This window comes from Halomonas sp. SIMBA_159 (assembly GCF_046536035.1).
In the GTDB taxonomy this organism is placed as follows: Bacteria; Pseudomonadota; Gammaproteobacteria; order Pseudomonadales; family Halomonadaceae; genus Vreelandella; species Vreelandella venusta_A.
This window is the reverse complement of sequence record NZ_JAWJBT010000007.1, coordinates 94,510-118,452: the sequence shown is the minus strand read 5'-3', so window position 1 is coordinate 118,452 and position 23,943 is coordinate 94,510. Positions and strand designations below refer to the sequence as shown.

General features: G+C 57.2%; 22 protein-coding genes. 5 read left to right on the top strand and 17 right to left on the bottom strand.

Annotated elements, in window-relative coordinates; all coding sequences use genetic code 11:
* Positions 1-38: 38 nt before the first annotated feature.
* The 13 genes from R0J87_RS06410 to leuC form a co-directional block, all read right to left on the bottom strand.
* Positions 39-617 carry a CvpA family protein gene (locus R0J87_RS06410; RefSeq protein ID WP_404466117.1) on the bottom strand — a complete coding sequence of 193 codons (579 nt, stop codon included), beginning with the start codon at positions 615-617 and terminating at the stop codon, positions 39-41.
* A gap of 2 nt (positions 618-619) precedes the next feature.
* On the bottom strand, positions 620-1,297 hold the full coding sequence (locus R0J87_RS06405; protein WP_498885080.1) for an SPOR domain-containing protein: 678 nt from the start codon (positions 1,295-1,297) through the stop codon (positions 620-622).
* Between the two features lie 17 nt (positions 1,298-1,314).
* A complete protein-coding gene (gene folC / locus R0J87_RS06400; protein ID WP_498885078.1) occupies positions 1,315-2,622 on the bottom strand; it encodes a bifunctional tetrahydrofolate synthase/dihydrofolate synthase in 1,308 nt (435 codons plus the stop codon).
* Positions 2,600-3,601 carry an acetyl-CoA carboxylase, carboxyltransferase subunit beta gene (gene accD, locus R0J87_RS06395; protein WP_498885076.1) on the bottom strand — a complete coding sequence of 334 codons (1,002 nt, stop codon included), beginning with the start codon at positions 3,599-3,601 and terminating at the stop codon, positions 2,600-2,602. The genes folC and accD overlap by 23 nt, the downstream gene beginning before the upstream one ends.
* A 92-nt stretch (positions 3,602-3,693) precedes the next feature.
* Positions 3,694-4,497 (bottom strand): tryptophan synthase subunit alpha, encoded by an 804-nt coding sequence (trpA, locus tag R0J87_RS06390; protein ID WP_404345551.1) that lies wholly within the window; start codon positions 4,495-4,497, stop codon positions 3,694-3,696.
* Between the two features lie 8 nt (positions 4,498-4,505).
* Entirely contained in the window at positions 4,506-5,744 is a 1,239-nt protein-coding gene (trpB, locus tag R0J87_RS06385; protein WP_404345550.1) for a tryptophan synthase subunit beta, read from the bottom strand.
* A gap of 106 nt (positions 5,745-5,850) precedes the next feature.
* Positions 5,851-6,486: a phosphoribosylanthranilate isomerase gene (locus R0J87_RS06380; protein ID WP_498885075.1), complete on the bottom strand. Its 636-nt coding sequence runs from the start codon at positions 6,484-6,486 to the stop codon at positions 5,851-5,853.
* On the bottom strand, positions 6,483-7,436 hold the full coding sequence (gene truA, locus R0J87_RS06375) for a tRNA pseudouridine(38-40) synthase TruA (RefSeq protein WP_404345548.1): 954 nt from the start codon (positions 7,434-7,436) through the stop codon (positions 6,483-6,485). The genes R0J87_RS06380 and truA overlap by 4 nt, the downstream gene beginning before the upstream one ends.
* Positions 7,437-7,445: 9 nt before the next feature.
* On the bottom strand, positions 7,446-9,494 hold the full coding sequence (locus tag R0J87_RS06370) for a type IV pilus assembly protein FimV (protein WP_498885074.1): 2,049 nt from the start codon (positions 9,492-9,494) through the stop codon (positions 7,446-7,448).
* A 255-nt stretch (positions 9,495-9,749) separates the two neighbouring features.
* A complete protein-coding gene (gene asd / locus R0J87_RS06365) occupies positions 9,750-10,862 on the bottom strand; it encodes an aspartate-semialdehyde dehydrogenase (protein ID WP_404345546.1) in 1,113 nt (370 codons plus the stop codon).
* 137 nt (positions 10,863-10,999) lie between these two features.
* Positions 11,000-12,082, bottom strand: a complete 1,083-nt coding sequence (leuB, locus tag R0J87_RS06360; protein WP_498885073.1) for a 3-isopropylmalate dehydrogenase — start codon at positions 12,080-12,082, stop codon at positions 11,000-11,002.
* A gap of 30 nt (positions 12,083-12,112) precedes the next feature.
* Entirely contained in the window at positions 12,113-12,760 is a 648-nt protein-coding gene (gene leuD, locus R0J87_RS06355) for a 3-isopropylmalate dehydratase small subunit (protein ID WP_404345544.1), read from the bottom strand.
* A gap of 3 nt (positions 12,761-12,763) precedes the next feature.
* Entirely contained in the window at positions 12,764-14,215 is a 1,452-nt protein-coding gene (gene leuC, locus R0J87_RS06350; protein WP_404466108.1) for a 3-isopropylmalate dehydratase large subunit, read from the bottom strand.
* A gap of 159 nt (positions 14,216-14,374) precedes the next feature.
* Between leuC and R0J87_RS06345 the strand changes: the two genes are divergently transcribed.
* The 5 genes from R0J87_RS06345 (at position 14,375) to R0J87_RS06325 (ending at position 21,614) form a co-directional block, all read left to right on the top strand.
* The gene (locus R0J87_RS06345) at positions 14,375-15,277 is read left to right on the top strand and encodes a LysR family transcriptional regulator (protein ID WP_498885071.1); all 903 of its coding nucleotides are present in this window, start codon (positions 14,375-14,377) and stop codon (positions 15,275-15,277) included.
* Positions 15,278-15,585: 308 nt separating this feature from the next.
* Positions 15,586-18,006, top strand: coding sequence for a poly-beta-1,6 N-acetyl-D-glucosamine export porin PgaA (gene pgaA / locus R0J87_RS06340; protein ID WP_498885069.1), 2,421 nt, complete (start codon positions 15,586-15,588; stop codon positions 18,004-18,006).
* On the top strand, positions 18,003-19,964 hold the full coding sequence (gene pgaB, locus R0J87_RS06335; protein ID WP_498885068.1) for a poly-beta-1,6-N-acetyl-D-glucosamine N-deacetylase PgaB: 1,962 nt from the start codon (positions 18,003-18,005) through the stop codon (positions 19,962-19,964). The genes pgaA and pgaB overlap by 4 nt, the downstream gene beginning before the upstream one ends.
* Positions 19,961-21,211, top strand: a complete 1,251-nt coding sequence (gene pgaC / locus R0J87_RS06330) for a poly-beta-1,6-N-acetyl-D-glucosamine synthase (protein WP_498885067.1) — start codon at positions 19,961-19,963, stop codon at positions 21,209-21,211. Before pgaB ends, pgaC begins: the two co-directional genes overlap by 4 nt.
* Entirely contained in the window at positions 21,201-21,614 is a 414-nt protein-coding gene (locus R0J87_RS06325) for a hypothetical protein (protein WP_404466103.1), read from the top strand. The genes pgaC and R0J87_RS06325 overlap by 11 nt, the downstream gene beginning before the upstream one ends.
* Positions 21,615-21,810: 196 nt before the next feature.
* Here the strand turns inward: R0J87_RS06325 and R0J87_RS06320 are convergent, their stop codons facing one another.
* From R0J87_RS06320 to R0J87_RS06305, 4 genes are all read right to left on the bottom strand, one after another.
* Positions 21,811-22,491, bottom strand: coding sequence for an NAD(P)H-binding protein (locus tag R0J87_RS06320; protein WP_498885065.1), 681 nt, complete (start codon positions 22,489-22,491; stop codon positions 21,811-21,813).
* 148 nt (positions 22,492-22,639) lie between these two features.
* A complete protein-coding gene (locus R0J87_RS06315; RefSeq protein ID WP_498885064.1) occupies positions 22,640-22,912 on the bottom strand; it encodes a hypothetical protein in 273 nt (90 codons plus the stop codon).
* 76 nt (positions 22,913-22,988) lie between these two features.
* Positions 22,989-23,399: a thiol-disulfide oxidoreductase DCC family protein gene (locus R0J87_RS06310; RefSeq protein WP_498885062.1), complete on the bottom strand. Its 411-nt coding sequence runs from the start codon at positions 23,397-23,399 to the stop codon at positions 22,989-22,991.
* A gap of 30 nt (positions 23,400-23,429) precedes the next feature.
* A complete protein-coding gene (locus R0J87_RS06305) occupies positions 23,430-23,846 on the bottom strand; it encodes a GFA family protein (protein ID WP_498885061.1) in 417 nt (138 codons plus the stop codon).
* Positions 23,847-23,943 lie beyond the last annotated feature (97 nt).

Here is a 23,943-nt window from a genome sequence, read left to right as displayed (position 1 = left end):
GGCAGCACCAGCGGAGAATTTTTTACTAGCAGGCCCGGTCATTCCACCTCAGGGGCACTGCTTTGGGGAAGCATCGGCTGCGGACGACGCAGTTCAGGCAGCGAAATATCGCGCAGCGACTCAGGCGGTGTAGGCAGCTCCCGCTCCCATTGGTCGAGCTGGCTCACGGCCCAATCACGCAGTTCTATAAACGTGGGACGTAAAGAGGCCTGTTGCCAAGCTTGAAGTTCTGCCAGCGGTGTAAGGGTAATTAAAACAGTCGCCACCAGCAGAATCACCGCACCACGGGCAACCCCAAAGGCCGCACCGGCAAAACGGTTCAACAGCCCCATCCCTACCCACTCAACTGCGGCATGCACGACCCGAATAACGATGCCGCATAACAAAATGACGGCAAAAATAACCAGTGCGAACGCCAGCACTAAACGGGCGTCGAAGCTTTCAATAAAGCCGCTCATAAGCTCTGCAACAGGCTCAGCCAGAACGCGTGCCACCATAAGCGCCACGACCCAAGCCGCCAAACCTAGCGACTCCCGTACAAAACCACGCACAAAGCCAGCCAGCATTGAAAGCGACAGAACCGCTAAAAACAGCGCATCAATCCACGTTAGCGCCATTATTAATCCCTTACCCGCACAAGTAACCCTTGCACGTTAACACGCTGTTTGATCAGCGCCATTGCCGCCTCGCCATCCTCAGAGGTCTCGTATGGGCCAACCAAGACAGTGGTCAGGTTATTATCACGGGCACGTTGAAATACGCTAAAACCCTCACCGCTTAACTGGTCGCTAATACGTTGTGCATTGTCGGTATCACCAAAGCTACCGACCTGAACCGCCCACTCGCCCTGCTGCTGGGCTGCGGGGGCTGCTGACGCGTTATTACGGCTTTCATTGGCAGCCACCAAGGCAGCAATAGGGTCTTCTTGCGGCGCAGAGGGCGGTTCCCGACTGGGTTCAGCCGGAGCCGACTCAGCAGCGGCGCTTGATGATGAAGAAGCGCTATCAGAGTCCGCCACTTGATCCGTTTGCGGCGCACGCGGCATCGCATCGATGGGCTCATCCAGGGTTTCATCAATCTCTACAGGCGCTGACGGTGCCGGTGTATTCAAGCTTTCCGGCATGACAGGAACAGGCACCTCCTGGCGAACCACGTTGACAGGCTGCTCAATCACGAAGGTAGGCTGTGGGCGCTCTTCACGAGGCGCGGGGTCGCTCATCAGCCAAGGGACGAAGATGGCCAATAGCGCCAGCAGGATCACGATGCCACTGATGCGTTCCGTTTTACCGTATTTCATATCCCTCTCCATCAAGCTTAGCGTGCCCGCAGCGTTGCTTGCGGCAGCGGCATGGCCAATAACTCAGCCACCGTGAAGAACGAGCCGGTTGCCAGCACGCGGTCCTCCGGTGCTAGCTGCTTGGCAAGCTTGGCAGCCCCTGCGGCAGGGGAGTCGGCGCAATAATACACGTGTCCACCCTGTGACGTAATACGTTCGGCTAACTCTGCTGCAGAACGTCCACGCTCGCCTTCAAGAGTCACGCATACCCAATCGGTGATACTTGGCATCAACGCTTGGATAACGCCATCTGCATCCTTGTCATTCAGCATGCCAATTAATGCCCATTGGCGACCACCCTTGGGCGGTGTGGGCAAACGGCGCGCCACGTATTGCGCTGCGTGGGGGTTATGCCCTACGTCCAAGCACCACTGCCCTACCCACTGCATGCGCCCAGAAAGCGTCACCGTACGCAGCGCTTTACGCACGGTATTTAACTGCAGCGCAAGGCCGGTTAAGGCTAACGCCTGGAGCGCCGTGGCGGCATTATCAATGGGCAGGCCAGGATCGGGTAAGCCATCAAGGGAAAGCGTATCGCCATCGGTCGTGAGGCCATGCCAACACCAAGGAGAGCCTACTTGATCGCCCGCGCTATGACTGAACGCAGAACCCAGCGCGTAGCTGTGCGCCGCCATTGAAATTGCAGACTCCAACACGCTGGATGGCAACGACTGACTGCCGAGCACAGCGGGTTTTAACGGGCGGAAAATACCCGCTTTTTCACGCCCGATCTGCTCAAGATCAGTGCCTAGGAAATTGGCGTGATCCAGTGCAATCGTGGTCACAATGGCCACATCTGCATCGATAATATTAACGGCATCCAAGCGCCCCCCCAGGCCTACTTCTAAGATAGCAACATCCAAAGAAGCATTGGCCAAGCACCACAAAGCACACAGCGTACCGGCTTCGAAATACGTTAGGCTCACCGCAGGCGCTTGTAAACGGGCGTCTTCCACCTGCTGGAAGCCTTCCACCAAACGCTGGTCGCCGGCTTCCCGGCCATCTACCGTTACCCGCTCGTTATAACGCAACAGATGAGGAGATGTATAAGTTCCCGCCCGCCAACCGTGGGCACGGGCAATCGAATCCATCATGGCAAGGGTAGAACCCTTGCCATTAGTACCTGCCACCGTGATGACCTTCTCCGCAATGGGCCGCTCCAGCAGCCCCATACGTTTAGCCACCAGGGAAACACGCTCCAACCCCATATCGATCCCTACGGGATGCAGGGTTTCAAGGTAATGAAGCCATGCCGCTAAGGTGTTAGGCATTGCGTGAAGCGTCATCGCTCGACGCCTGACGAGGCTCAGCCGAAGCGGACGGCTTTGCCGTGTCGGCTAGCTGCTCTTCATTGACCACGGGTTCTGCCACATTCGCATCTTCGACTAGCTCTGCCTCGGCAGGCACAACCGCTTGATGCGTTAGCTTACGCAGCACACCGCCCACGCGGGCACGCATGTCGTGACGATGCACAATCATATCCACCGTGCCATGCTCCAGCAGGAACTCGCTGCGCTGGAAACCTTCCGGCAGGGTTTCACGAACGGTTTGCTCAATTACCCGCGGGCCAGCAAAACCAATCAGCGCATTGGGCTCAGCAATGTTTAAATCACCCAGCATCGCCAGAGAGGCTGACACACCGCCAAAGACGGGGTCGGTTAGCACCGAAATGTACGGAACGCCCGCCTGCTTCAATTTCTCAAGCGCGGCCGATGTTTTCGCCATCTGCATCAGCGAGAACAACGCTTCCTGCATACGCGCGCCGCCAGAGGCTGCAAAGCAGACCAATGGAATCCCTTCTTTCAGGGCAATCGTGGCAGCACGTACAAATTTCTCACCAACGACCGCCCCCATGGAGCCACCCATAAAGGTGAACTCAAACGCCACGGCAACAACCGGCAGCCCATCCAGCTCACCACGCATAGCCACCAGCGCATCTTTTTCACCAGTATCTTTTTGGGCAGCCGTTAGGCGGTCTTTGTATTTCTTGGAGTCGCGGAATTTGAGACGATCAATCGGCTCAATCTCCACCGCGATCTCTTCGCGCCCCTGTTTATCCAGGAACCAGTCCAAGCGCTTGCGGGCCGTTAAGCGTAAGTGGTGCTCACACTTGGGGCATACGCTGTGGTGCTTCTCTAGCTCGGGGAGGTAGAGAACGGCTTCACACTTGGGACATTTACGCCAGAGACCATCGGGCACGCTGGCACGACGGTCTTTACGCTGGATACGCCCCATAGAGGGCACGATCTTGTCTAACCAGCTCATATCAAAAAGGCTTCCGTGTACGTCAAGGCTTGGCAGCGCCAAGCCTGATGAGTGTCGTCAATCAATTCAGTGTAGACGATGAGGGAACGCGCTTAGGCGTCCATCGCGGTGCGCATTTCTGCCAGCACGCTTTTTAACTGCCCGGCAATGGTCTCGGGCGCATCAACGCTATCGGCAATGCGGTTCACCAACGCACTGCCCACAATCACGCCGTCGGCCACTTTTGCCACTTCGGCAGCGGTCACACCATCGCGAATACCAAAACCCACACAAAGCGGTAAATCGGTCATACCACGCAGTGGCGCTAGGTGCTCGGCCACGTCTTCAGCGTTCAACGTGGCCGCACCGGTGACACCTTTTAACGAAACATAGTAAAGGTAGCCCTCACCGTGGGCGCATATTGTAGCGGCACGGGCATGGGAAGTGGTAGGCGCAACGAGGAAAATCGCTGCCAAACCACGGGCCTTCAGCAACGGGCCAAACTCATCGGCCTCTTCGGGCGGCATATCCACTACCAGCACGCCATCAACTCCGACCTTGGCCGCTTGGTCAGCAAACACCTCGTAACCAATGCGCTCAATGGGGTTTAAATACCCCATCAATACGATGGGCGTGGTGGTATCAGCTTGACGAAACTCTGCCACCATCTCCAGCAGGTCCACCAAGCGGGTGCCCTGTTTCAGCGCCCGCTCACAGGCTTTCTGAATCACCGGGCCATCGGCCATAGGATCTGAAAACGGCACGCCAAGCTCAATCACATCAGCGCCCGCTTCCACCAGGGCATGCATAAAGCCAACGGTATACTGCGGCGCTGGGTCACCCGCCGTGATGTAAGGAATCAGGGCTTTACGGCCCTGCTGCTTTAATTCTGAAAAACGCTGGTCAATACGATTCATGCTAGCCCTTAAAACTCGATGCCGTCGATTTTCGCAACGGTCATGATATCTTTATCACCACGACCCGAGAGGTTCACCACAATATGCTGATCCGGGCGCATGGTGGGTGCCAGCACCTTAGCATGGGCCAAGGCATGGGCAGACTCCAGGGCGGGCATAATGCCTTCCATGTGGGTCAGCTCACGGAACGCTTCCAGCACTTCTTTATCGTTCGCGGCGACGTAGTTCACACGGCCAACGTCTTTCCAGAGCGCGTGCTCTGGGCCAACGCCGGGGTAATCCAGGCCCGCCGAAATGGAGTGCGTGTCCGACACCTGCCCTGCTTCGTCCGACATTAAATAGGTACGATTACCGTGCAACACACCGCGCGGCGCATTTGACGAAAGCGGCGCTGCATGGCGGCCTGTCTCGACGCCATCACCACCGGCTTCCACGCCGTACATGGCCACTGCGTCATCTTCTACAAACGGGTAGAAAAGCCCCAGTGCGTTAGAGCCGCCACCCACACAGGCAACCAGCGCATCCGGCAAGCGGCCGATTTGCTCCAGCGATTGGCGACGTGCTTCGCGGCCCACCACGGCATTAAAATCGCGTACCAGCTGCGGGTACGGGTGTGGGCCAGCGACGGTACCGATGATGTAGAAGGTGTTATCGACGTTGGTGACCCAGTCACGCAGGGCCTCGTTCATGGCGTCTTTTAATGTCCGCGTGCCGGATTCCACCGGAATGACACGGGCACCCAGCAGCCGCATGCGGTAAACGTTGAGCTTCTGGCGCTGCACATCGGCAGCCCCCATATAGACATCGCACTCAAGGCCCAAACGGGCAGCAACGGTTGCCGTGGCAACGCCATGCTGGCCAGCACCGGTTTCCGCGATGACCCGCGGCTTGCCGGTCTTTTTCGCCAGCAGTGCCTGACCGATGGTGTTATTCACCTTGTGAGCGCCAGTGTGGTTAAGGTCTTCACGCTTCAACCAAATTTGCGCACCGCCCAAAGAGTCTGACCAGCGCTTGGCATGGTACAGCGGAGACGGACGGCCCACGTAGTAGGCCAAGTCACGATCAAATTCAGCCTGAAAATCCGGATCATCACGCAAACTCAGGTAAATCTGCTCTAACTCTTCTAGGGCAAAGCTTAGGGTTTCTGACACAAACCGGCCGCCGTAGGGGCCATAATGACCACGGGCATCCGGCATTCGGGTCAGGTCGCTGAACTTGGTTTCAGTTACTGAGACAGTCACAGGCATACCTCACAAGATCGCCAGAAAAGGCAAACAATGAATGAACAAACGTTTGGCGCGCTCACAGTGAACGTGAACAATGCGCCGGAATTTGAGTGCACGCAGGAGGCGTTTAACGCGTATTGGCCTGCGCCACATGACGAACAAAAGCGGCCATCAATGTCGCATCTTTAACGCCGGGAGATGCCTCAATACCGCCTGAAACATCAACAGCATACGGCGCGACTTGGGCAACCGCAGCGGCAATATTATCGGCCGTTAACCCACCCGCCAGGATAACAGGTTTTTCAAGCGATGCGGGGATTCTAGACCAATCAAAGGTCTCGCCAGTTCCCCCTGGCACCCCAGGGCGATAAGCATCTAACAGTAACGCCTGAGCCGCTGCGTACTCACTTGCCGCCTGATGCAGGTCGAGGTCGTCACGCATGCGTAGCGCCTTGATCCAGGGCCGCCCAAACTGTTGGCAAAACGCCGCCGATTCGTCGCCATGAAACTGAATAAGATCCAGATGCGGCAAGCACTGCTCAATCAACTCAGCGGGCTGATTCACAAACAGCCCCACCCGGGTCACGAACGCAGGCACCTGCGCGGCAAGCACTTGCAGAGCCTCAGGCGTAATGCTGCGGCTACTTTTTGGCCACATGACAAAACCGAGCGCATCGACGCCCAACGCCACCGCGTGGGCGATATCGTCTGGGCGGGTAAGCCCGCAAAATTTAATACGCGTGCGTGCCATCAGTTGGCTCATGAGGAGGCCTCCTGCTTCGCGGTGTTATCCTGCTTGGAGTTAGCCTGTTTAGAGAACGTCAGACGCCGCCTGGCCGCAACGCGCGGGCTATCGGGCAGCACGCGTTCGCCGGTCCACTCTCCGGTGAACGCGAGCAGGTTAGGGCCAAGAGGCTCCTTGGGTAGCTCAAAACGCTCATCGTAGATGGAGTCGACAAAATGCAGGCCGCAGGCAGGCGCCGTCACATCGCCTTTACGGCGATTTTTCAGCGCCAGCAGGCGTTCAATATGCCCTTCGTCCTGCACGCCACGGCCAACGCTTGCCAAGGCACCGGCAATATTGCGGATCATATGGTGCAAAAAGGCGTTGCCCTGAATATCGATGACCACCAGCGGGCCGTAGCGCTTTACTTCTACAAAGTGCATTTGCCGCCAAGGCGTTTTCGACTGGCAACCCGCGGCGCGAAAGCTGCTGAAGTCGTGCTCGCCGACCAAGGCCTGGGCGGCTCGGTGCATGGCATCCGCATCTAACGGGTCACGACACCAGGTGACGTTAGCGCGCTCTAATACCGGGCGGCTAATTTGGTTCAAGAAAATATAGCGATAGCGGCGCCCCAGCGCCCCCAGGCGGGAGTGAAAATCATCGGAGACCGGCTTCACCCAGCGCACGGCCACATCTCTGGGCAAGTTGGTATTGGCGCCAAAGATCCAGGCCTTTTCGGTGCGCTGTACCGGAGGGTCGAAGTGAATCACTTGGCGGGTGGCGTGCACGCCGGAATCCGTGCGCCCGCTGGCATGAATACGCACCGGCGCGCCTGCCACTTTGGCTAGCGCATCCTCAATGGCCTGCTGTACAGAGGCGGCATGCTTTAAACGCTGAAAGCCGCAAAAGCGAGAGCCATCGTACTCAATGCCCATCGCCAAGCGGCCTGCCAGCGGTTGTGTCTCATCAAAGTGGTAGAACAGGGTCATCGAGCCACGTCATTTAGAGAATTTTGAAGGTTCGCTATTATCCCGACGTCGCGGCTCGAATGCCACCTCTTCAATTTCCCACTCCTCTTCCGGCACCCGACGCGAGCGCGCACTGCCACTCTCTTGCCGATGCGGCCCTTCAGGCTGACTTTCTGAGCCCGCGTCATCGGTATGTGGGTCGCTGGTTAACGAGGGAGGATGGTAATCAATGTAGTGTGCCCGATCTTCTTCCTGCACAGACTTCGCTGGTTCTTCAACGGATTCGTCGTCTTGATCGGCCGGTACGTATGCCACTTCTTGAATCGGCTCAGGCGTGTCTAGGAAAGCCGCTTCCAGTGCAGCTTCATCCTCCTCGGTGACAGGTGACGCCTCATCGCTATCCGCGGCATCGCCGAACGCGTCATCGTTGAACGTATCAGCATCAGGAGTGACCGCTTCATAGCGCAGCGTTTCCTGCTCACCGCTGGCCTTATTATCGCTAACCTTGTTATCGCTGAACGGGCCATCACTGGCCTGGTGATCACGGGAGGGCAGTTCTTCTTCCATCAAACTAAAGGCCGTTTCACTCTTATGGGGAGCGCTATCTTCTGTGTCGGGCACTTTATCGAAAGAGGAAGGCGCATCAGCGTGGCTAGACGCTTGCTCGGTCTCAGTCTCGGTGTGCGGCGGCGTGTAGAGAGAATCTTCCGCCGGAGCCGCTTGAGGCACTTCTTCAGCTTTAGGCGTCGCCGCGACGCTGGGCTCGGAACGCTTGGGCGGCGTTACGTCGGCAGCAAAGCCAGCCGGGGCCGGCGCATCTTCCCACTGGCGCTCACGGCGCCTGCGTGACCACACCAACGCACCCAACAGCAGCGCCAACGCAGCGCTGGCCAGCGGCCATTGGTATTGCTCTAAGCGTTCAATAACGCCTGGGCTGGTGGATTGGCTAGAAGCATTGCTGAGAGGAGCACTTACCGCTGCGGGTGTATTGGAAACCGTACTCGACACCGTACTGGCATCGGCAGCACGCGTTTCAGCGGCGGCCAACGCTCGTTGTGTTTCACGCTGAGAGGCATTGAGCGCTGCGGTAAGCGAAGCCACTTCTTGGCGAAGCGCGGCCATTTCAGCCCGCATTGCCTCTCGCTCATCCAGTACAGTTTGCAGCATGGCTTGGCTTTCTCGCAGCTGCTCGGCTAGGTCGTTGAGCGTTAGCCCCGCCAGCTCACCCTCGTCTACGGTGGCCTCAAGCGTGGCGGGTGATGCGGATGACTCCGCTGTTGAAGGGGCCACTGCATTGGGTTCGGTCTCAGTCCCAGCCTCGGGCTCAGGTGCCGAGCGTGAAGGCTGGCGCATGGCTTGAATCGATTGCGCCGCCTGCGCGGGCGTGCTCGCCATCAACTGCTCACGGTTAGGCACGCTTAAGGTCTGCCCTGCCCGCATATCATCCACATTACCGGTGGGAAACGCCGATGGATTTGCCTCTACCAGCGCCACCATCATCTGCTGCACAGTCAGATCCGCAGGCTTAATTCTCGCCGCCACGCCCCACAGCGTATCGCCGCTAGCGACATAGGCAATATCTCGCGCGGCGCTGGCCCCAACGGGGGCCGCTGCTGCTTGAGGGGTTGGCGATGGGGCGGACGACGCTACCGATGCTGGCACCTCGGCGGGAGCAGCGCTGGATGCGTAATTAGGCGGATCAAAGAGCAGCGTTAGGGCTTCCGTGCGTCGCCCTTCTGGCGTGGTAATGGTCACCAACAGGTCCAGCCAGGGCTCATTCACCGCTTGATCAGAGCGCAAGACCAGCCGCGCTCCGGAAGGCAAACGCTGTAGTTCAGCACGTACGCTCGCCGCCAACGGTGTCCACTCTAGGCCAAGCGCGTTAAAAGCGGCTTGATCAGCAATTTCCACCCGGACATCGTCTAGCGCCACATCGGCAGCATCCACCAATGTGACGGAGGCATCTAACGGCGCTTGCAGCGGTGAATTCACGGTGGCCTGCCCCAACCCAACGGCCAAGGCCAACGGGCTAACGGCGCTCAGCGGCAGCCACAACAACCATGCCAGCTTTTTTTTCATGTAGGCCCCTACTGCCTGCGATTCCCTGCCACGTGGCAACACCTACGGTATGTTGCAACGAAGTATGTTAGTTCGTTCTTATCATAACGTATTTAACATGAAGGTATGTTCAACGCACACGTTTGCATGAAGACACTGCTTAGAAACATAAGTCATCGACAAAAAAAGAGGAAGCTGCGAACAGCTTCCCCTTTTTATTTAGCGCTTAGCTTATTTAACACTTAGCGCTGATGAACGCGCGACGTTCTTGCCCGCTTACTGCTCGCGCAAAATTTTCAGCATACGCTTGAGCGGCTCAGCGGCACCCCACAGCAGCTGGTCACCCACGCTGAACGCTGAAAGGTATTCACCGCCCATTTTCAGCTTGCGCAGGCGGCCTACCGGCACTTGCAGCGTGCCAGTGGCAGCCGCAGGCGTTAGACCCGCAATGGTGGCGTCTTTATCGTTGGGAATCAGCTTGACCCACTCGTTATGCTTGGCAATACGCTCTTCAATCTCATCAAGCGGCACATCTTGCTTCAGCTTGATGGTGAACGCCTGGCTGTGAGAGCGCATAGCACCGATGCGCACACAAAGGCCATCAATAGGAATCGGGTTGTTCTCAAGGCCCAGAATCTTGTTGGTCTCGACGCTACCCTTCCACTCTTCTCGGCTCTGGCCGCTATCGAGCTTGGTGTCGATCCACGGCAACAGGCTGCCTGCCAACGGCGCAGCGAAGTTGTCAGTGGGGAAATCACCGCTGCGCATGGCCGCCGTCACTTTGCGGTCGATGTCCAGAATCGCGCTAGCCGGGTCGGCCAGTTCGCTGGAAACGCTGTCACGCAGTTGGCCCATTTGGTTGAGCAGTTCACGCATGTGCTTGGCACCGGAGCCAGACGCCGCCTGATACGTCATGGAGGTCATCCACTCAACCATATCGGCTTCGAATAGGCCACCTAGGCCCATCAGCATCAGGCTAACGGTGCAGTTACCGCCCACAAATGTCTTCGCACCTTTGGCAAGCTGAGCGTCGATGACGTTGCGGTTCACCGGGTCTAGCACGATGGTAGCGTCGTCTTCCATACGCAGGGTGCTGGCAGCATCAATCCAGTAGCCTTTCCAACCCGCAGCGCGTAGATCTTTATAAACAGGCTTGGTGTAGTCACCGCCTTGGCAGGTCATCACCACATCTAGCGCTTTCAACGCCTCGATATCGTACGCATCTTTCAGCGGAGGCACGTCCACGCCGATATCGGGGCCAGGCTGGCCGACTTGGGAAGTGGTGAAAAAGATCGGCTCAATGCCGTTAAAATCACCATCTTCCTGCATGCGCTGCATCAGCACCGAGCCAACCATGCCACGCCATCCCACGAAACCGACTTTCAACATGTGAAGTCCTCCAACTAAGAATGAGACCTATATTATACACAAATATCAGACACGACGTCGGCCACCCCTGAGGGCAGCCGACGTGTGCTGCTCAAACAAGCATTGAAGCGAATCAAATAGTTAGCAAGCTTTCTTTATCACTGAGTACGCGCAAAGGCGGCAAGTACCGCATCGCCCATCTCCACCGTGGAGACACGCCGCGTGCCTTCAGAAGCGATATCGGCGGTGCGCAGGCCGTCGTCCAGCACGCTGCCTACGGCGGCTTCGATACGCTCAGCCATCGCTGTTTCATTCAGCGAGTAGCGCAGCATCATCGCCACAGAAAGCATCATGGCCAGCGGGTTAGCAATATTTTGGCCCGCGATATCCGGCGCGCTGCCGTGGCAAGGCTCGTACATGCCCTGCCCACTCTCATTGAGCGAGGCAGACGGCAGCATACCGATAGAGCCGGTCAGCATGGCGGCAGCGTCGGAAAGAATATCGCCAAACATATTGCCGGTCACCACTACATCAAACTGCTTCGGCGCACGCACCAGCTGCATGGCAGCGTTATCCACGTACATGTGAGAAAGCTCGACGTCCGGATACTCCGGCGCTAAGCGCTCCATCACTTCACGCCACAAAATGGTGACTTCCAGCACGTTGGCTTTATCTACTGAGCAGAGCTTTTTGCCCCGCTTTTGAGCCATCTCGAACGCGACGCGACCAATGCGCTCAATCTCGCTTTCGGAGTAGATATAGGTGTTAAACCCAACGCGTTCGCCGTTACGCACTTCGATACCGCGCGGCTGACCGAAGTAGATGCCGCCGGTTAGCTCACGCACGATCATGATATCCAGCCCGGCCACCAGTTCAGGCTTCAGGCTGGAAGCGCTGGCCAGCTGCGGGTAGAGCATGGCCGGACGAAGGTTGCCGAACAGGCCAAGGTTCTTACGCAGCCCCAGCAGGCCTTTTTCCGGGCGCTTGGAAAGGTCTTCGAGTTTATCCCACTTGGGGCCACCCACTGCGCCGAGCAGAATGGCGCTGGCGGCTTTGGCTTTTTCCAGAGTTTCAGCGGGCAGCGGCTCGCCGTGAACATCATAGGCGGAGCCGCCCACCAAGCCCTCTTCGACTTCAATATCCAAGCCCGCTTCTTGGCAGGCTTTCAACAAACGCGCTGCCTGGGCCGCGATTTCGGGGCCGATACCATCACCGGGCAGCAGTAACACTTTATGAGTCATGCTCAATCCTTAGCACTTATACTTGAATACTTACGCTGGCTGGCGGAACAGCCAAGGGCGCTGCTGACGGTGCTTCTCTTCAAAGCTGCGAATGGCGTCTTCGTCTTGCAGAGTGATGCCGATATCGTCCAGGCCGTTGAGCAGGCAGTGCTTGCGGAACTCATCCACGTCGAACTCAAGAATCTCGCCACTGGGCGTAATCACCCGCTGGTGCTCAAGATCCACATCGAGCTGATAGCCTTCGTTAGCTTCCACTTCAGCAAACAGGCGATCCACTTCTTCTTCCGCCAGCGTGACCAGCAGAATGCCGTTTTTAAACGCGTTGTTGTAGAAAATATCGGCAAAGCTAGGCGCAATCACGACTTTAAAACCGAAATCTTCCAGCGCCCACGGGGCGTGCTCGCGGGAGCTGCCGCAGCCGAAGTTACGGCGCGCCAGCAGCACTTCAGCTCCCTGGTAGCGCGGTTGGTTCAATACAAACTCGTTGTTCAACGGGCGCTGGGAGCAGTCCTGGCCCGGCTGGCCTTCGTCTAAGTAGCGCAGCTCATCAAACAGGTTCACGCCGAAACCGGTACGTTTGATAGATTTCAAAAACTGCTTCGGAATGATCAGGTCGGTATCGACATTAGCGCGATCTAACGGCGCGACCACGCCTTCAAAACGTTCAAACTTTTTCATGGCTTAGGCCTCCTGCGCGTGTGTGGCGTCGTTAGCGGGTAAAGTGCGTACATCGACAAAGTGACCGGCAATCGCCGCCGCCGCTGCCATGGCAGGGCTCACCAAGTGAGTACGACCGCCATAGCCCTGGCGCCCTTCGAAGTTACGGTTAGAGGTGGACGCACAGTGCTCGCCTGCGCCCAGCTTGTCGGCGTTCATGGCCAAACACATGGAGCAGCCCGGCTCGCGCCACTCAAAGCCCGCTTCGATGAAGATTTTGTCCAGGCCTTCCGCTTCCGCTTGGCGCTTCACCAAGCCAGAACCCGGCACCACCATGGCCAGCTTGATGGAATCGGCCACTTTGTTGCCCTTGGCCACTTTTGCCGCTTCACGCAGGTCTTCAATACGCGAATTGGTGCAGGAGCCGATAAAGACTTTATCCAACTTGATGTCGGTAATTTTCTGATTCGCCTGCAAGCCCATGTACTCCAACGCGCGGGCGTGGCTGCGCTGAACGGTTTCATCCAGAGCCGCTTGCGGGTCGGGCACTTGGCCTGAAATACCGGTGACCATTTCCGGGCTGGTGCCCCAGCTTACCTGCGGCTCAATCTCTTCGGCTTTCAGAGTGACCACTTTATCGAAGTGGGCATCTGCATCCGACACCAGCTGACGCCAATCCGCGACAGCGGCTTCCCACTGCTGGGCGGTCGGTGCGAACGGACGCTCGCCTAAATAGTTAATGGTGGTATCGTCCACCGCGATCAGGCCCACGCGAGCGCCCGCTTCAATCGCCATGTTGCACACGGTCATGCGGCCTTCCATGGAGAGCGACTCGATGGCGCTGCCCGCGAACTCGATGGCGTAGCCTGTGCCGCCTGCAGTGCCAATCTTGCCGATGATTGCCAGCACTACGTCTTTCGCGGTAACGCCCAGGCCAAGCTCACCCTCGACGCGCACCTGCATGTTCTTCATTTTCTGCGCCAGCAGGCACTGAGTGGCCAACACATGTTCCACTTCTGAAGTGCCAATACCGTGAGCCAAGGCACCAAATGCGCCGTGGGTGGCGGTGTGGGAGTCGCCGCATACCACAGTCATGCCGGGCAATGTAGCGCCCTGCTCGGGGCCTACCACGTGCACGATACCCTGGCGTGGGTCGTTGATTTTGAACTCTTCGATGCCGTACTCGACGCAGTTATCATCCAGGGTTTGAACCTGAATCAGCGACACCGGGTCTTTAATCCCGCTGTTGCCTTCGGCGCGCTCTTTTACCGTGGTGGGGACGTTGTGGTCCGGCGTTGCCAGGTTGGCATCCAAACGCCAGGGCTTACGCTTCGCCAAACGCAGGCCTTCAAACGCCTGGGGCGAGGTCACTTCGTGGAGCAGCTGGCGGTCGATGTAAATAAGCGCCGTGCCATCATCACGCTGTTTCACCAAGTGCTGATTCCAGAGTTTGTCGTAAAGCGTTTGACCTGACATATGGCTCTCCTGGGCGGTGCCCTGCTAGTTCGGTGTAGCAGCCTCTGCGTGCTGCTTAAATTGCGATGTCCAGGAGTGTTACGCGACTCGCGCATAAAAGCAATTCATGTTATTCATACTTTAGATTCCAAACAGGAATAGATACTCCCGGAGTGGCACGTGGATACCCAAAGCCTGCAAGCCTTTCTCGCCGTGGCAGAAACCCAAAGCTTCTCTCGCGCTGCCGAACAGTTACACCTTACTCAGCCTGCGGTGAGTAAACGTATCGCTACGCTGGAAGATTTACTGGGCACGCGGCTGTTTGACCGCATTGGCCGGCGCATCGCGCTAACCGAGGCAGGCAACGTGCTGCTGCCCAAAGCGCAGCGCATTCTGTTTACGGTAGAAGATAGCCGCCGAGCGCTGGCCAACCTATCTGGCCAAGTGGGCGGTAAACTGACGCTCGCCACCAGCCACCATATTGGCCTTCACCGCCTGCCGCCGCTGTTAAAGCAGTACACTCAGCGTCATCCAGAAGTGGCGCTCGATCTACATTTTTTGGATTCCGAACTGGCTTACCAGGGCGTGATGGATGGCACGCTGGAAATGGCCATCGTCACGCTCGCCCCCCACCCCGTTGAACAGCTGCAGGTCGTGGAGCTATGGCGAGACCGGCTGTGCTTTGTGTGCGCCAAGGACCACCCGCTGGCTCAACGTAGCCGCGCTGATGATCAACCCCTAAGCTTGGCAGAACTGTGTAATGTGAACTGCGTCTTGCCGGGGGCCAAAACCTTTACCCGCACGCTCATTGGTCAGCGCTTTGAAGAAGCAGGGCTCACCCTACCAGTGAGCATGTCTACCAATTACTTAGAAACGCTCAAAATGATGTGCGGCGTAGGGCTAGGCTGGAGCCTGCTACCTGAAAAAATGCTCGACAGTGACTTAATAGAACTGCAGGTCAACACGGCACCTATTCACCGCCCGCTGGGTTATTTAGTGCATCACAACCGCACGCTCTCCAACGCCGCACGAAAAATGATCGAAGAGCTAGAGACAACGCGTGATACGCAATCCAGCCGCTAATGCTTAACGCTCAGCTGTTTTATTAGCTGCACTGATGAAACGCACGTTAGCACCCCCTTTTCATTTGATTTAAATCAAATGTTGCATCACACAACCTAAAACAGCCGGAGCCTCTGGTTTCGCTTGCAAATCATCGCCCTAAGCAACCCCCTCATTGCATTAAGATAGTCGCCCTCATCTCTTATGATGGGGATATTCCTCTATGGATTCACGTTTTAGACCGCTATTTAACTAAACAGCTTTCTATACACTGAAAGATACATTTTATTACAAAGTGTTGTCTTTTCTTCCATGGAAGGAATTCCATTATGCAATACCGCTCCCTTTTGCCGCTTTGCGTGATTGCCTGTTTAACCGCAGGCACCGCACAGGGGCAAGCCACAATTGATGCGCAGCGAGAAGCGCTGGTAATTCAGGCGCGCCAGGGAGCCTTAGCCACTTCCATCAGCGGATTAACCACGCTGTACCGCCAAACCAACAACGCCCTTGTGCGTGAAGATTTGGTTGCCCTACTGGTGCGCGCAGGCCGCTATCAGGAAGCGCTATCAGTGTGCCCTGCTTGCCAAACCGAGAACTACAGTCCTAGCGAACTGGCCAACTTGGCTGGCGCTGCCCGCAGTAATGGCGAGTTAGATAAAGCGCTGGCACTGTTTCAAGCGCTCACTTACCGCGACCCCAGTAACGCCCAAGGCTGGCTAGGCCAAGCCTTAGTACATACCGATAAAGGCAGCTATACCCTCGCTGAGATTGCTCTCCAGCAGCATGAGCAAGTTGCGGGGGTGACGACCGCCGGGCTAGAAGCCCAAGGCTATTTGGCCGCGAAAACAGGTAACGCTGTGCAGGAGTTGGCCACCCGGCAGCAGTTACTGGAGCAAAACCCCACCAACACCGCTGAGCTACAGGCGCTCTACCGCCTTGCCGTGGGCTTAGGTGCCAGCACGGCGGCCAGCCGCTTAATGCAAAGCAACCCGGATGTTTTCAGCGCCAGCGACCGACTCTGGCTGACCTATTACGAAGGGGTTACCGATATACGTCTGGGTAACCACACCGACCAACCGGCAAGAATCACCCGGGGCCTGGCCCAACTCGACAGCGTCATCAGCAACCCTGATGCCCCCCAAGAGCTGGTAACCATTGCCGAGTACGACAAGGTCGTCGCCCTGGCCGAATTGCGGCGCTTCTCGGAAGCCGAAGCCCTCGCCGTTCGCCTAGAAGCACAACATGGGCAGTTGCCCAGCTATGTACTGCGCGCCCGAGCCCACGCCCTAAACGGCATGGGCCGACCATTTGAGGCCGCCGCACTCTACGAAAGCCTGATTCAACAATCTCCCGCGCAGGCCACTAACCCCGACGACCCGCTGAACGAAGGCCTCTTTTACAGCTACGCCGACGCCCAGCGCTTTCGTGAAGCGGATGCATTGCTCACCGAGTGGCGCAGCAGCGAGCCCGAACAGCGCCTGGATTTTACCCGCACGCTGCGTATCGAAAACCCCAACTATCAAAAAGTACTGCTGCTGGAAGTGCTGCTGGATGCATGGCGCGGGCGCGCCAGCGAGGCTAGCGAACAGCTAGCCGCCTATCAGGCCCAAGCCCCCGCCGACCCCTATTTATGGCTGATTAAAGGCGATATTGAACGGGACAGAGGCTGGCCCAGAAAAGCCGAGGCGTCTTACCAACAAGCAATTCCCCTGCTGCCTCCGGAACGCCAGGAAGTGGCAGAACACGGTGTACTGTTGGCCCGATTACAGCGCGGCCAGTGGCGCGGCACTACCCATGAGATCGCCCAAGCACTGGCGGAGGCCAAGCCCAGCGCCTCACGGGATGATATGGCGCGGGAGTGGCGCGAGGAGCGAGCACCGCAATTAAGCAGCTCGTTTGCGCGCAGCAAAGGCCAGGGTAGCGGCACCCAAGCATCACGAGAGTGGCAGTACGAAGTGCTGCTGGAAGGGCCACGCAATAGCAGCGGCTCCCGGGCCTTTGCCCAGCGCATTGGCCAATTTGGTGAGTTTGAAGAGGAGGGCCTCTACGCCGCCTATAACATCGCAGGCTACGAATGGAACCTGCACCCCGCCACCGTCACGCTGGCGGTGGGCCAGGGCGCGCAGCTCAATGAGGACTTTCTCGCTCAGGCCGAGCTGCAATACGCCCCTACCGATCACATCACCACTACCCTAGGCGTCGAGATCAACACCAGCGACACCCCGCTGCGTGCTTTGCTGGATGGCGTGAATGCTGACCGCTACCGCGCCGAAGTGGCCTACCGCCATGACGAGCGCAGCGCGGGGGCCATCGGCGTCATGGCCACTGATTTTGACGACAGCAACCTGCGCCAATCGGTATACGGCTACTGGAACCAAACCCTTTACCACCTGGACCGCTGGCAGATCAACGGCGAAGTACGCGCCTCCGCATCCCGCAACGATGAGGTAGACGCCAGCTACTTCAACCCCCGCCGCGATGCCAGCCTGGGCGGTGAATTAACGCTCAACTACGAGACCCCACTCAACTATCGGCGGTCGTTTATTCAATCCTTCTCCTTCGGGTCAGGGCGCTATTGGCAAGAGAACGAGGATAGCGAGAACACTTGGTCGATCGGTTACCAACACAGCTGGGAACTGGCTCCCACCGTGAATTTTGAGTACGGCATTCGACGCGAGCGCGCCGTGTATGACGGCGTTCCAGAGTACGACAACGTGTTTTCAGCAGGCTTTGTATGGAGATTTTTATGACACCCTGGCGCGTCTTAGTCATGAGCGCGGTGATGCTGATGCTTACCCACGTTGAGCCTGCCCAAGCGGCACGCTCCCCCGGCGATTACGTGGTGATTAGTTACCACGATGTGGTGGATTCCAGCGTCACCCCCGAGCTGGACATCTACTCCCAAACCATTACCCGCAGCCGCTTGGTCGAACACTTCAACCTGATCGCTTCCGGCGGCTACCGGCCCGTCAGCCTACAGCAAATTATCGATGCCAAAGCAGGCGGCCCCCCGCTGCCCGACAAAGCCGTGCTGCTGACCTTTGATGACGGCTACCGCAGCTTCTACGATATTGTTTTTCCGCTGCTCAAGCTCTACGACTTCCCCGCCGTACAAGCGGTAGTCGGTAGCTGGCTGGACGCCCCCGCCGGCGGGCGCGTGCCCTATGGCAGCATCACCCTGCCCCGCGAACGCTTTCTCAGCTGGGAACAGGTAAAAGAGCTAGATGCCTCACCGCTGGTAGAAATTGCCTCCCACTCTTACAACCTCCACTACGGGGTCATTGGCAACCCCATGGGCAACGAACAGGCCGCAGCGGTGACCAGCATTTGGAACGCCCGCACTGGCTATGAGAGCGAAGCCGCCTACCTGGAGCGCATTCGCCAGGATATGGCGCTCACTCAGCAACGTTTTCAGGAAGAAGTCGGCCAAAGCCCGCGCATGATGGTGTGGCCCTACGGCGCCTACAGCGAAGCCACGCTGAATATCGCCGCTGAATTCGGCATGCCTTACACCTTCAGTCTGCTGAGTGCGCCGAACCAGCTCAGCGACGCTATGCGCAGTATCAACCGCTACCTGATCGACCAAGAGACCACGCTGGAAACCATCGAAGAGATTCTTGCCAACCGGCTATGGGAGCCAGCGGCCCAGCGCATTGTGCACGTTGACCTGGATTACGTGTACGATCCGGACCCCATTCAGCAAGAACAGAACCTCGACCGCCTGATCGAACGTATCTCGCGCTATGGCGTGACCACCGTTTATCTTCAAGCCTATGCCGACCCGGACGGTAACGGCGTGGCCGATGCGCTCTACTTCCCTAACCGCCACCTGCCGGTACGGGCCGACCTCTTCAACCGAGTGGCTTGGCAGCTAAAAAAACGCGCTGGGGTGAAGGTGTACGCCTGGATGCCAGTGCTGGCGTTTGATTTAGGCAGCGGCTACCAGTACGTGACCGATGTGAGAACCGGCCAGGAATCCCCAGATAACTACCGCAGGCTTTCCCCCTACGTGGAAGCAAACCGGCGCACCATCGTCGAGATTTACCAAGACCTAGGCCGCCTGACCAAATTTGATGGCCTGCTGTTTCACGACGACGCCTTCTTCACGGATTTTGAAGATGCCAACCCCGAAGCTATAGCCGCCTACGAGCGCGCCGCGCTGCCCAGCGACATCAACGCCATCCGCAGCGATGAACAGCTCATGACCACCTGGACCCGCTTTAAAACAGAGCAGCTTACCCACTTCACCCAGGAGCTGGCCGAGGCCGCCAACTACTACCGCCAAGCAGACAACAAAGCCTTCACGACTTCCCGCAACATTTATGCCGTCACGATAATGGAGCCAGAGAGCCAGCGCTGGTTTGCGCAAGACATCCAAAACTTTGCCACGGGCTACGACTTCGTGGCGGTGATGGCAATGCCCTATATGGAGGAGGCCGACCACCCGAATGAGTGGCTAAGAAGCCTCGCCCGCCGCTCGCTCGCCCAAGTGAGCGCCGACCAGCTGGTATTCGAGCTACAGGCACAGAACTGGCACACCCAAACGCCGATCCCCAGCGAAGAGATGGCTCAGTGGGTGCGTATTCTGCGCGAAGAAGGCATTCAGCATATTGGCTACTACCCGGATGACTTCCACTCCAACCATCCTGATATCAACGTGATGCGGCCGGTGTTTTCGGTGGGGCGTCGCTTTAGGGCTACCCCATGAACCTACTCGACTACCTGGCCATGTTTACCCTGGGCTACCCAAGCCTGATGGCGACCATTTGGATATGCGGCGGCATCTACTTCTACGTGCACTGGGAGCGCAAGCAAGCCTGGCCCGCCACCTTCACATGGGGAGATGACGCCCCCACCGTGACGGTACTGCTGCCCTGCTATAACGAAGAGGCCAACGTGGATGAAACCCTCCACCACCTCTTTAAGCAGAACTACCCGCACATGGATGTGATAGCGGTGAACGATGGCAGCAAAGACCGCACCGCCGAAAAGCTGGCCGCCCTGGCCCAACAGTACCCCGGCTTAACGGTGCTCAACCAAGCCAACCAGGGTAAGGCCAGCGCTATGAACAACGGCCTTAGCCATGCCACCGGTGAGATCATTGTCGGCATTGATGGCGACGCCATTCTCGATTACGACGCCATTGGTTACATGGTGAACCACTTTCTGAGCAGCCCCATGGTGAGCGGCGTGACCGGCAACCCACGGGTGCGCACCCGCTCTACCGCCATCGGCAAAATTCAGACCGGGGAGTTTTCCGCGATTATCGGCCTGATCAAACGCGCCCAGCGTATCTACGGCATGGTGTTCACCATTTCCGGGGTGATCTGCGCGTTTCGGAGGAAAGCCTTAGAGGAGATTGGCGGCTGGAACACCGACATGATCACCGAAGATATCGACGTAAGTTGGCGCTTACAGCTCAAAGGCGGCCAAGTGCGCTACGAGCCCCGAGCTATGTGCTGGGTGCTGATGCCAGAAACCCTACGCGGGCTCTACAAACAGCGCCTGCGCTGGGCACAAGGCGGCGGCGAAGTGTTCTTGCGCTACTTTTCGCAAACCATTCGCTGGAAAAATCGCCGCTTCTGGGTGCTGATGCTGGAGTACATCGTCAGCGTGGTGTGGTGCTATTCGGTTATCACGCTCATCGCGGCGTGGCTGGTCTCTTATTTTCTGCTGCCGGTGGCGTGGCCTATCAGCACGCGCCTGCTCTCCTACTTCGGCAGCCTACTCATCGCCATCAGCTTTATTCAATTTACCGTCAGCTTCTATATCGACAGCCGCTACGACAAATCTATCTATCGCTGCGTGTATTGGAGTATTTGGTACCCGTTTGCCTATTGGGTACTCAACATGGTGACCGTTGTGATCGCCTTCCCCAAAGCCATGATGCGCCAACAAGGAAGGCTCGCTACCTGGACAAGTCCTGACCGAGGGGAACAATTCAATGAGCAATAAACTAATGTCCGTCGTGATCGAAAACCCCTACCAAAAAAGCTGGGGGTACCGCTCGCGGGATGCACTCATCACCCTAACCTCACTCGGCCTATGGGGCCTGGTGCTTGCGAAGCTCTACCTGTTTTTCGTACTGGGCGATGCCGTGCTAACCCATCTTGCGGAATCGATGATGCTGAAAATTGTACTGATCGGCTTCGTCGTCACGTTCCTGACGTTTCACTGCTGGGCGCTGTTCAACCAACACCGCCACAGCCGCTTTTTAAAACGCCAGCGTCACCACTTCCAACAACCCACGTTAGCCCTTGAGAGCGACAACCAAACCCAGCTAGAACGCGCCTTCACCACCGACCACACCCTGCGCGAACGCGAACATATCGGAACACCGCGCCAAGCCACCAACTAACCCCCACCCCTTCAGGCACCACCGCTTGAAGGGGTGCATCCCATTCAACATATTAAGGCCTTAAAAGAAGATAGTGAGAACCCAGTGCAGAGCTATGTAATAGCGCCGTGGGAGGGCGCTTCAGCGCGCGACGCTTCAAGCACATAAAGCTAGGCCTAACGGAGAAAACCAACAGGTAGCGAGTGGTAACGAGCGACTAGCGAGGCACCCGATGCATCTGAGCATTCGACAACACAAACGAAGCCCCCTCACCCACACCACCCAACGCCGCATCAATCATCGCCGCCGCCACGCAACGCACCTCAATCGGCCGCACCGAACGCGGCAACCAACGCGCCGCCGGGGCCAAACACACGCTCGCCCACTTCTCCGCCAACCGCCCATCCTCCGGCCGCCCCAATAACAGCGAAGGCCGAGCAAAAAACACGCAGGGCAACCCCAGCGCCTTAATATCCCGCTCCACCTCGCCTTTCACGCGGTTATAAAACACCGAAGAACGCGCATTCGCCCCGTGCGCCGTCACCACGCCTAACCTGCTCACCCCCGCCGTTTTACACGCCTGCGCAAATGCCAGCACCAACCCATAATCCACACGACGAAACGCCTCTTTACTCCCCGCCTGCTTCTTCGTGGTACCCAACGCCACGAAGGCCACGGCACCTGCGGGCATACACTCGGCGGCCTGGGCTTCTAACTGGTCAAAATCGAGCAGCGCAGGCTGGATTTTGGAAACGATAGCGTTGAGAAATTCTCGGGAAAGATCCAGCTCACGGCGGGTAACCACGATGACGCTCTCCACCTCACCCCGCTGGGTAAGCTGGGTGACGAGCTGCTGGCCGATAGCGCCAGTGGCACCAAGAACGATGGCGGTGGGCATGGGTGAACATTTCCTTATGATGTTAATGGCATAAACATAGGATCATAACGGCACTGGCAGGCATAGAATGAAGTTGTAGCGCGTGGTAACGAGCGATTAGCGAGGCACCCGCGAGGCCGTGCCACCTCAATAAATAGCATGCAAGCGCTTACCACCCCCACCAACGCCATAAGGCTCGCATCACCCGCCAGACACTACCCAGCATAGAGGGAAACAGGTGAGGGAAAACCAACGCCAACACCGAAAAGGTGACGATACAACCGATGAAGTAGCGAGTGCTCAGAAAGCCACCCACATACATCAGCTGGCTGTTGGCCCACACCCACAGAAGGACAGCCGTGGGCACGGAAAAGAATAGCGAAACGAACAGGCTAATTAGCCTAGATTCGAGGGGGCCGCCTTGGTCGTGTTGTTTTGACATTGATCGCCCACCGTCATGCACATCACAAGGCTTTCATGATGGCGTGCCGGAAAATGTATCCGCGTGACGCGTTGGATTATGTGTTGGTACCCAAGAACCGCGACTTCACCTCTGCTGACGGCACCATGCAAACATCTTTCTTACCAAAAAGCGTATAACGATTCCGAGCGAATAACTTGTAAACCGCGTCTCTGATCGGCCCTGGCACAACCTTGAATGCATAACAGAACCGCCACGGCCCTTTTAGCTCTTTGGCTATCTCAAGGGCCGCATCTGAAAGGACGTAACACTCACCATCTTTGATAAGTACCAAGGTATCCATTCCCACATCGGGCACGTTAAAGCGCTGCGTTAGCTCCTGCGCCAACTCGCTCTGCATCGGGGTGAATGCAAAGACTCCCTCGGGGTCTCGCTGGATGATGAACTTCACTGCGCCGTTGCAGAAGTTGCAAACACCATCGAATATGACGATATGGGGGTTGTTCATAGGCTCCGTTAGCCCTTGTTAATCGTTTGATCACGTACGCTTGGTTGGCTCTGGAAGCCCCTCAAACTCAGGAACGTCGCTCATCGCCTCCTCCCAACATGCCCTTCGCGATGTGAAGATATGCGCTGTGGGTGGCATAGAGACTTTCGTATCCAAACACCCAGCGGGAATGACGAGAAGACCTGCCTCTTGAATGCTTGGCAGTGCTGAACCACAGAGCTTACAGAAGCTTTTCTTGTGGCGAGTGCCGGGAAGCGTGAAGGTAGTCACAGATTTTGAGTCTGCCAACCAAGTTAATTTGGCTGACTTTGAAAATAAATTGGCTGCATAAGCAGACCCGGTGTCTTTTTGGCAATGCTGACAATGACATAGGTAAAAGCTGTCGAGGTCACCTTTCACTTCAAATTTTGTATTGCCACATAGGCAAGAACCAAGATAACTGGCCATTAGTTTTACCTTTGTTGCTTGCGGCTCTTGCGTGCATAACGCCCCACTCAACGGAATTTTAGTAGCGGAGCGAATAAAATTTCCGAGTGCAGTAGCT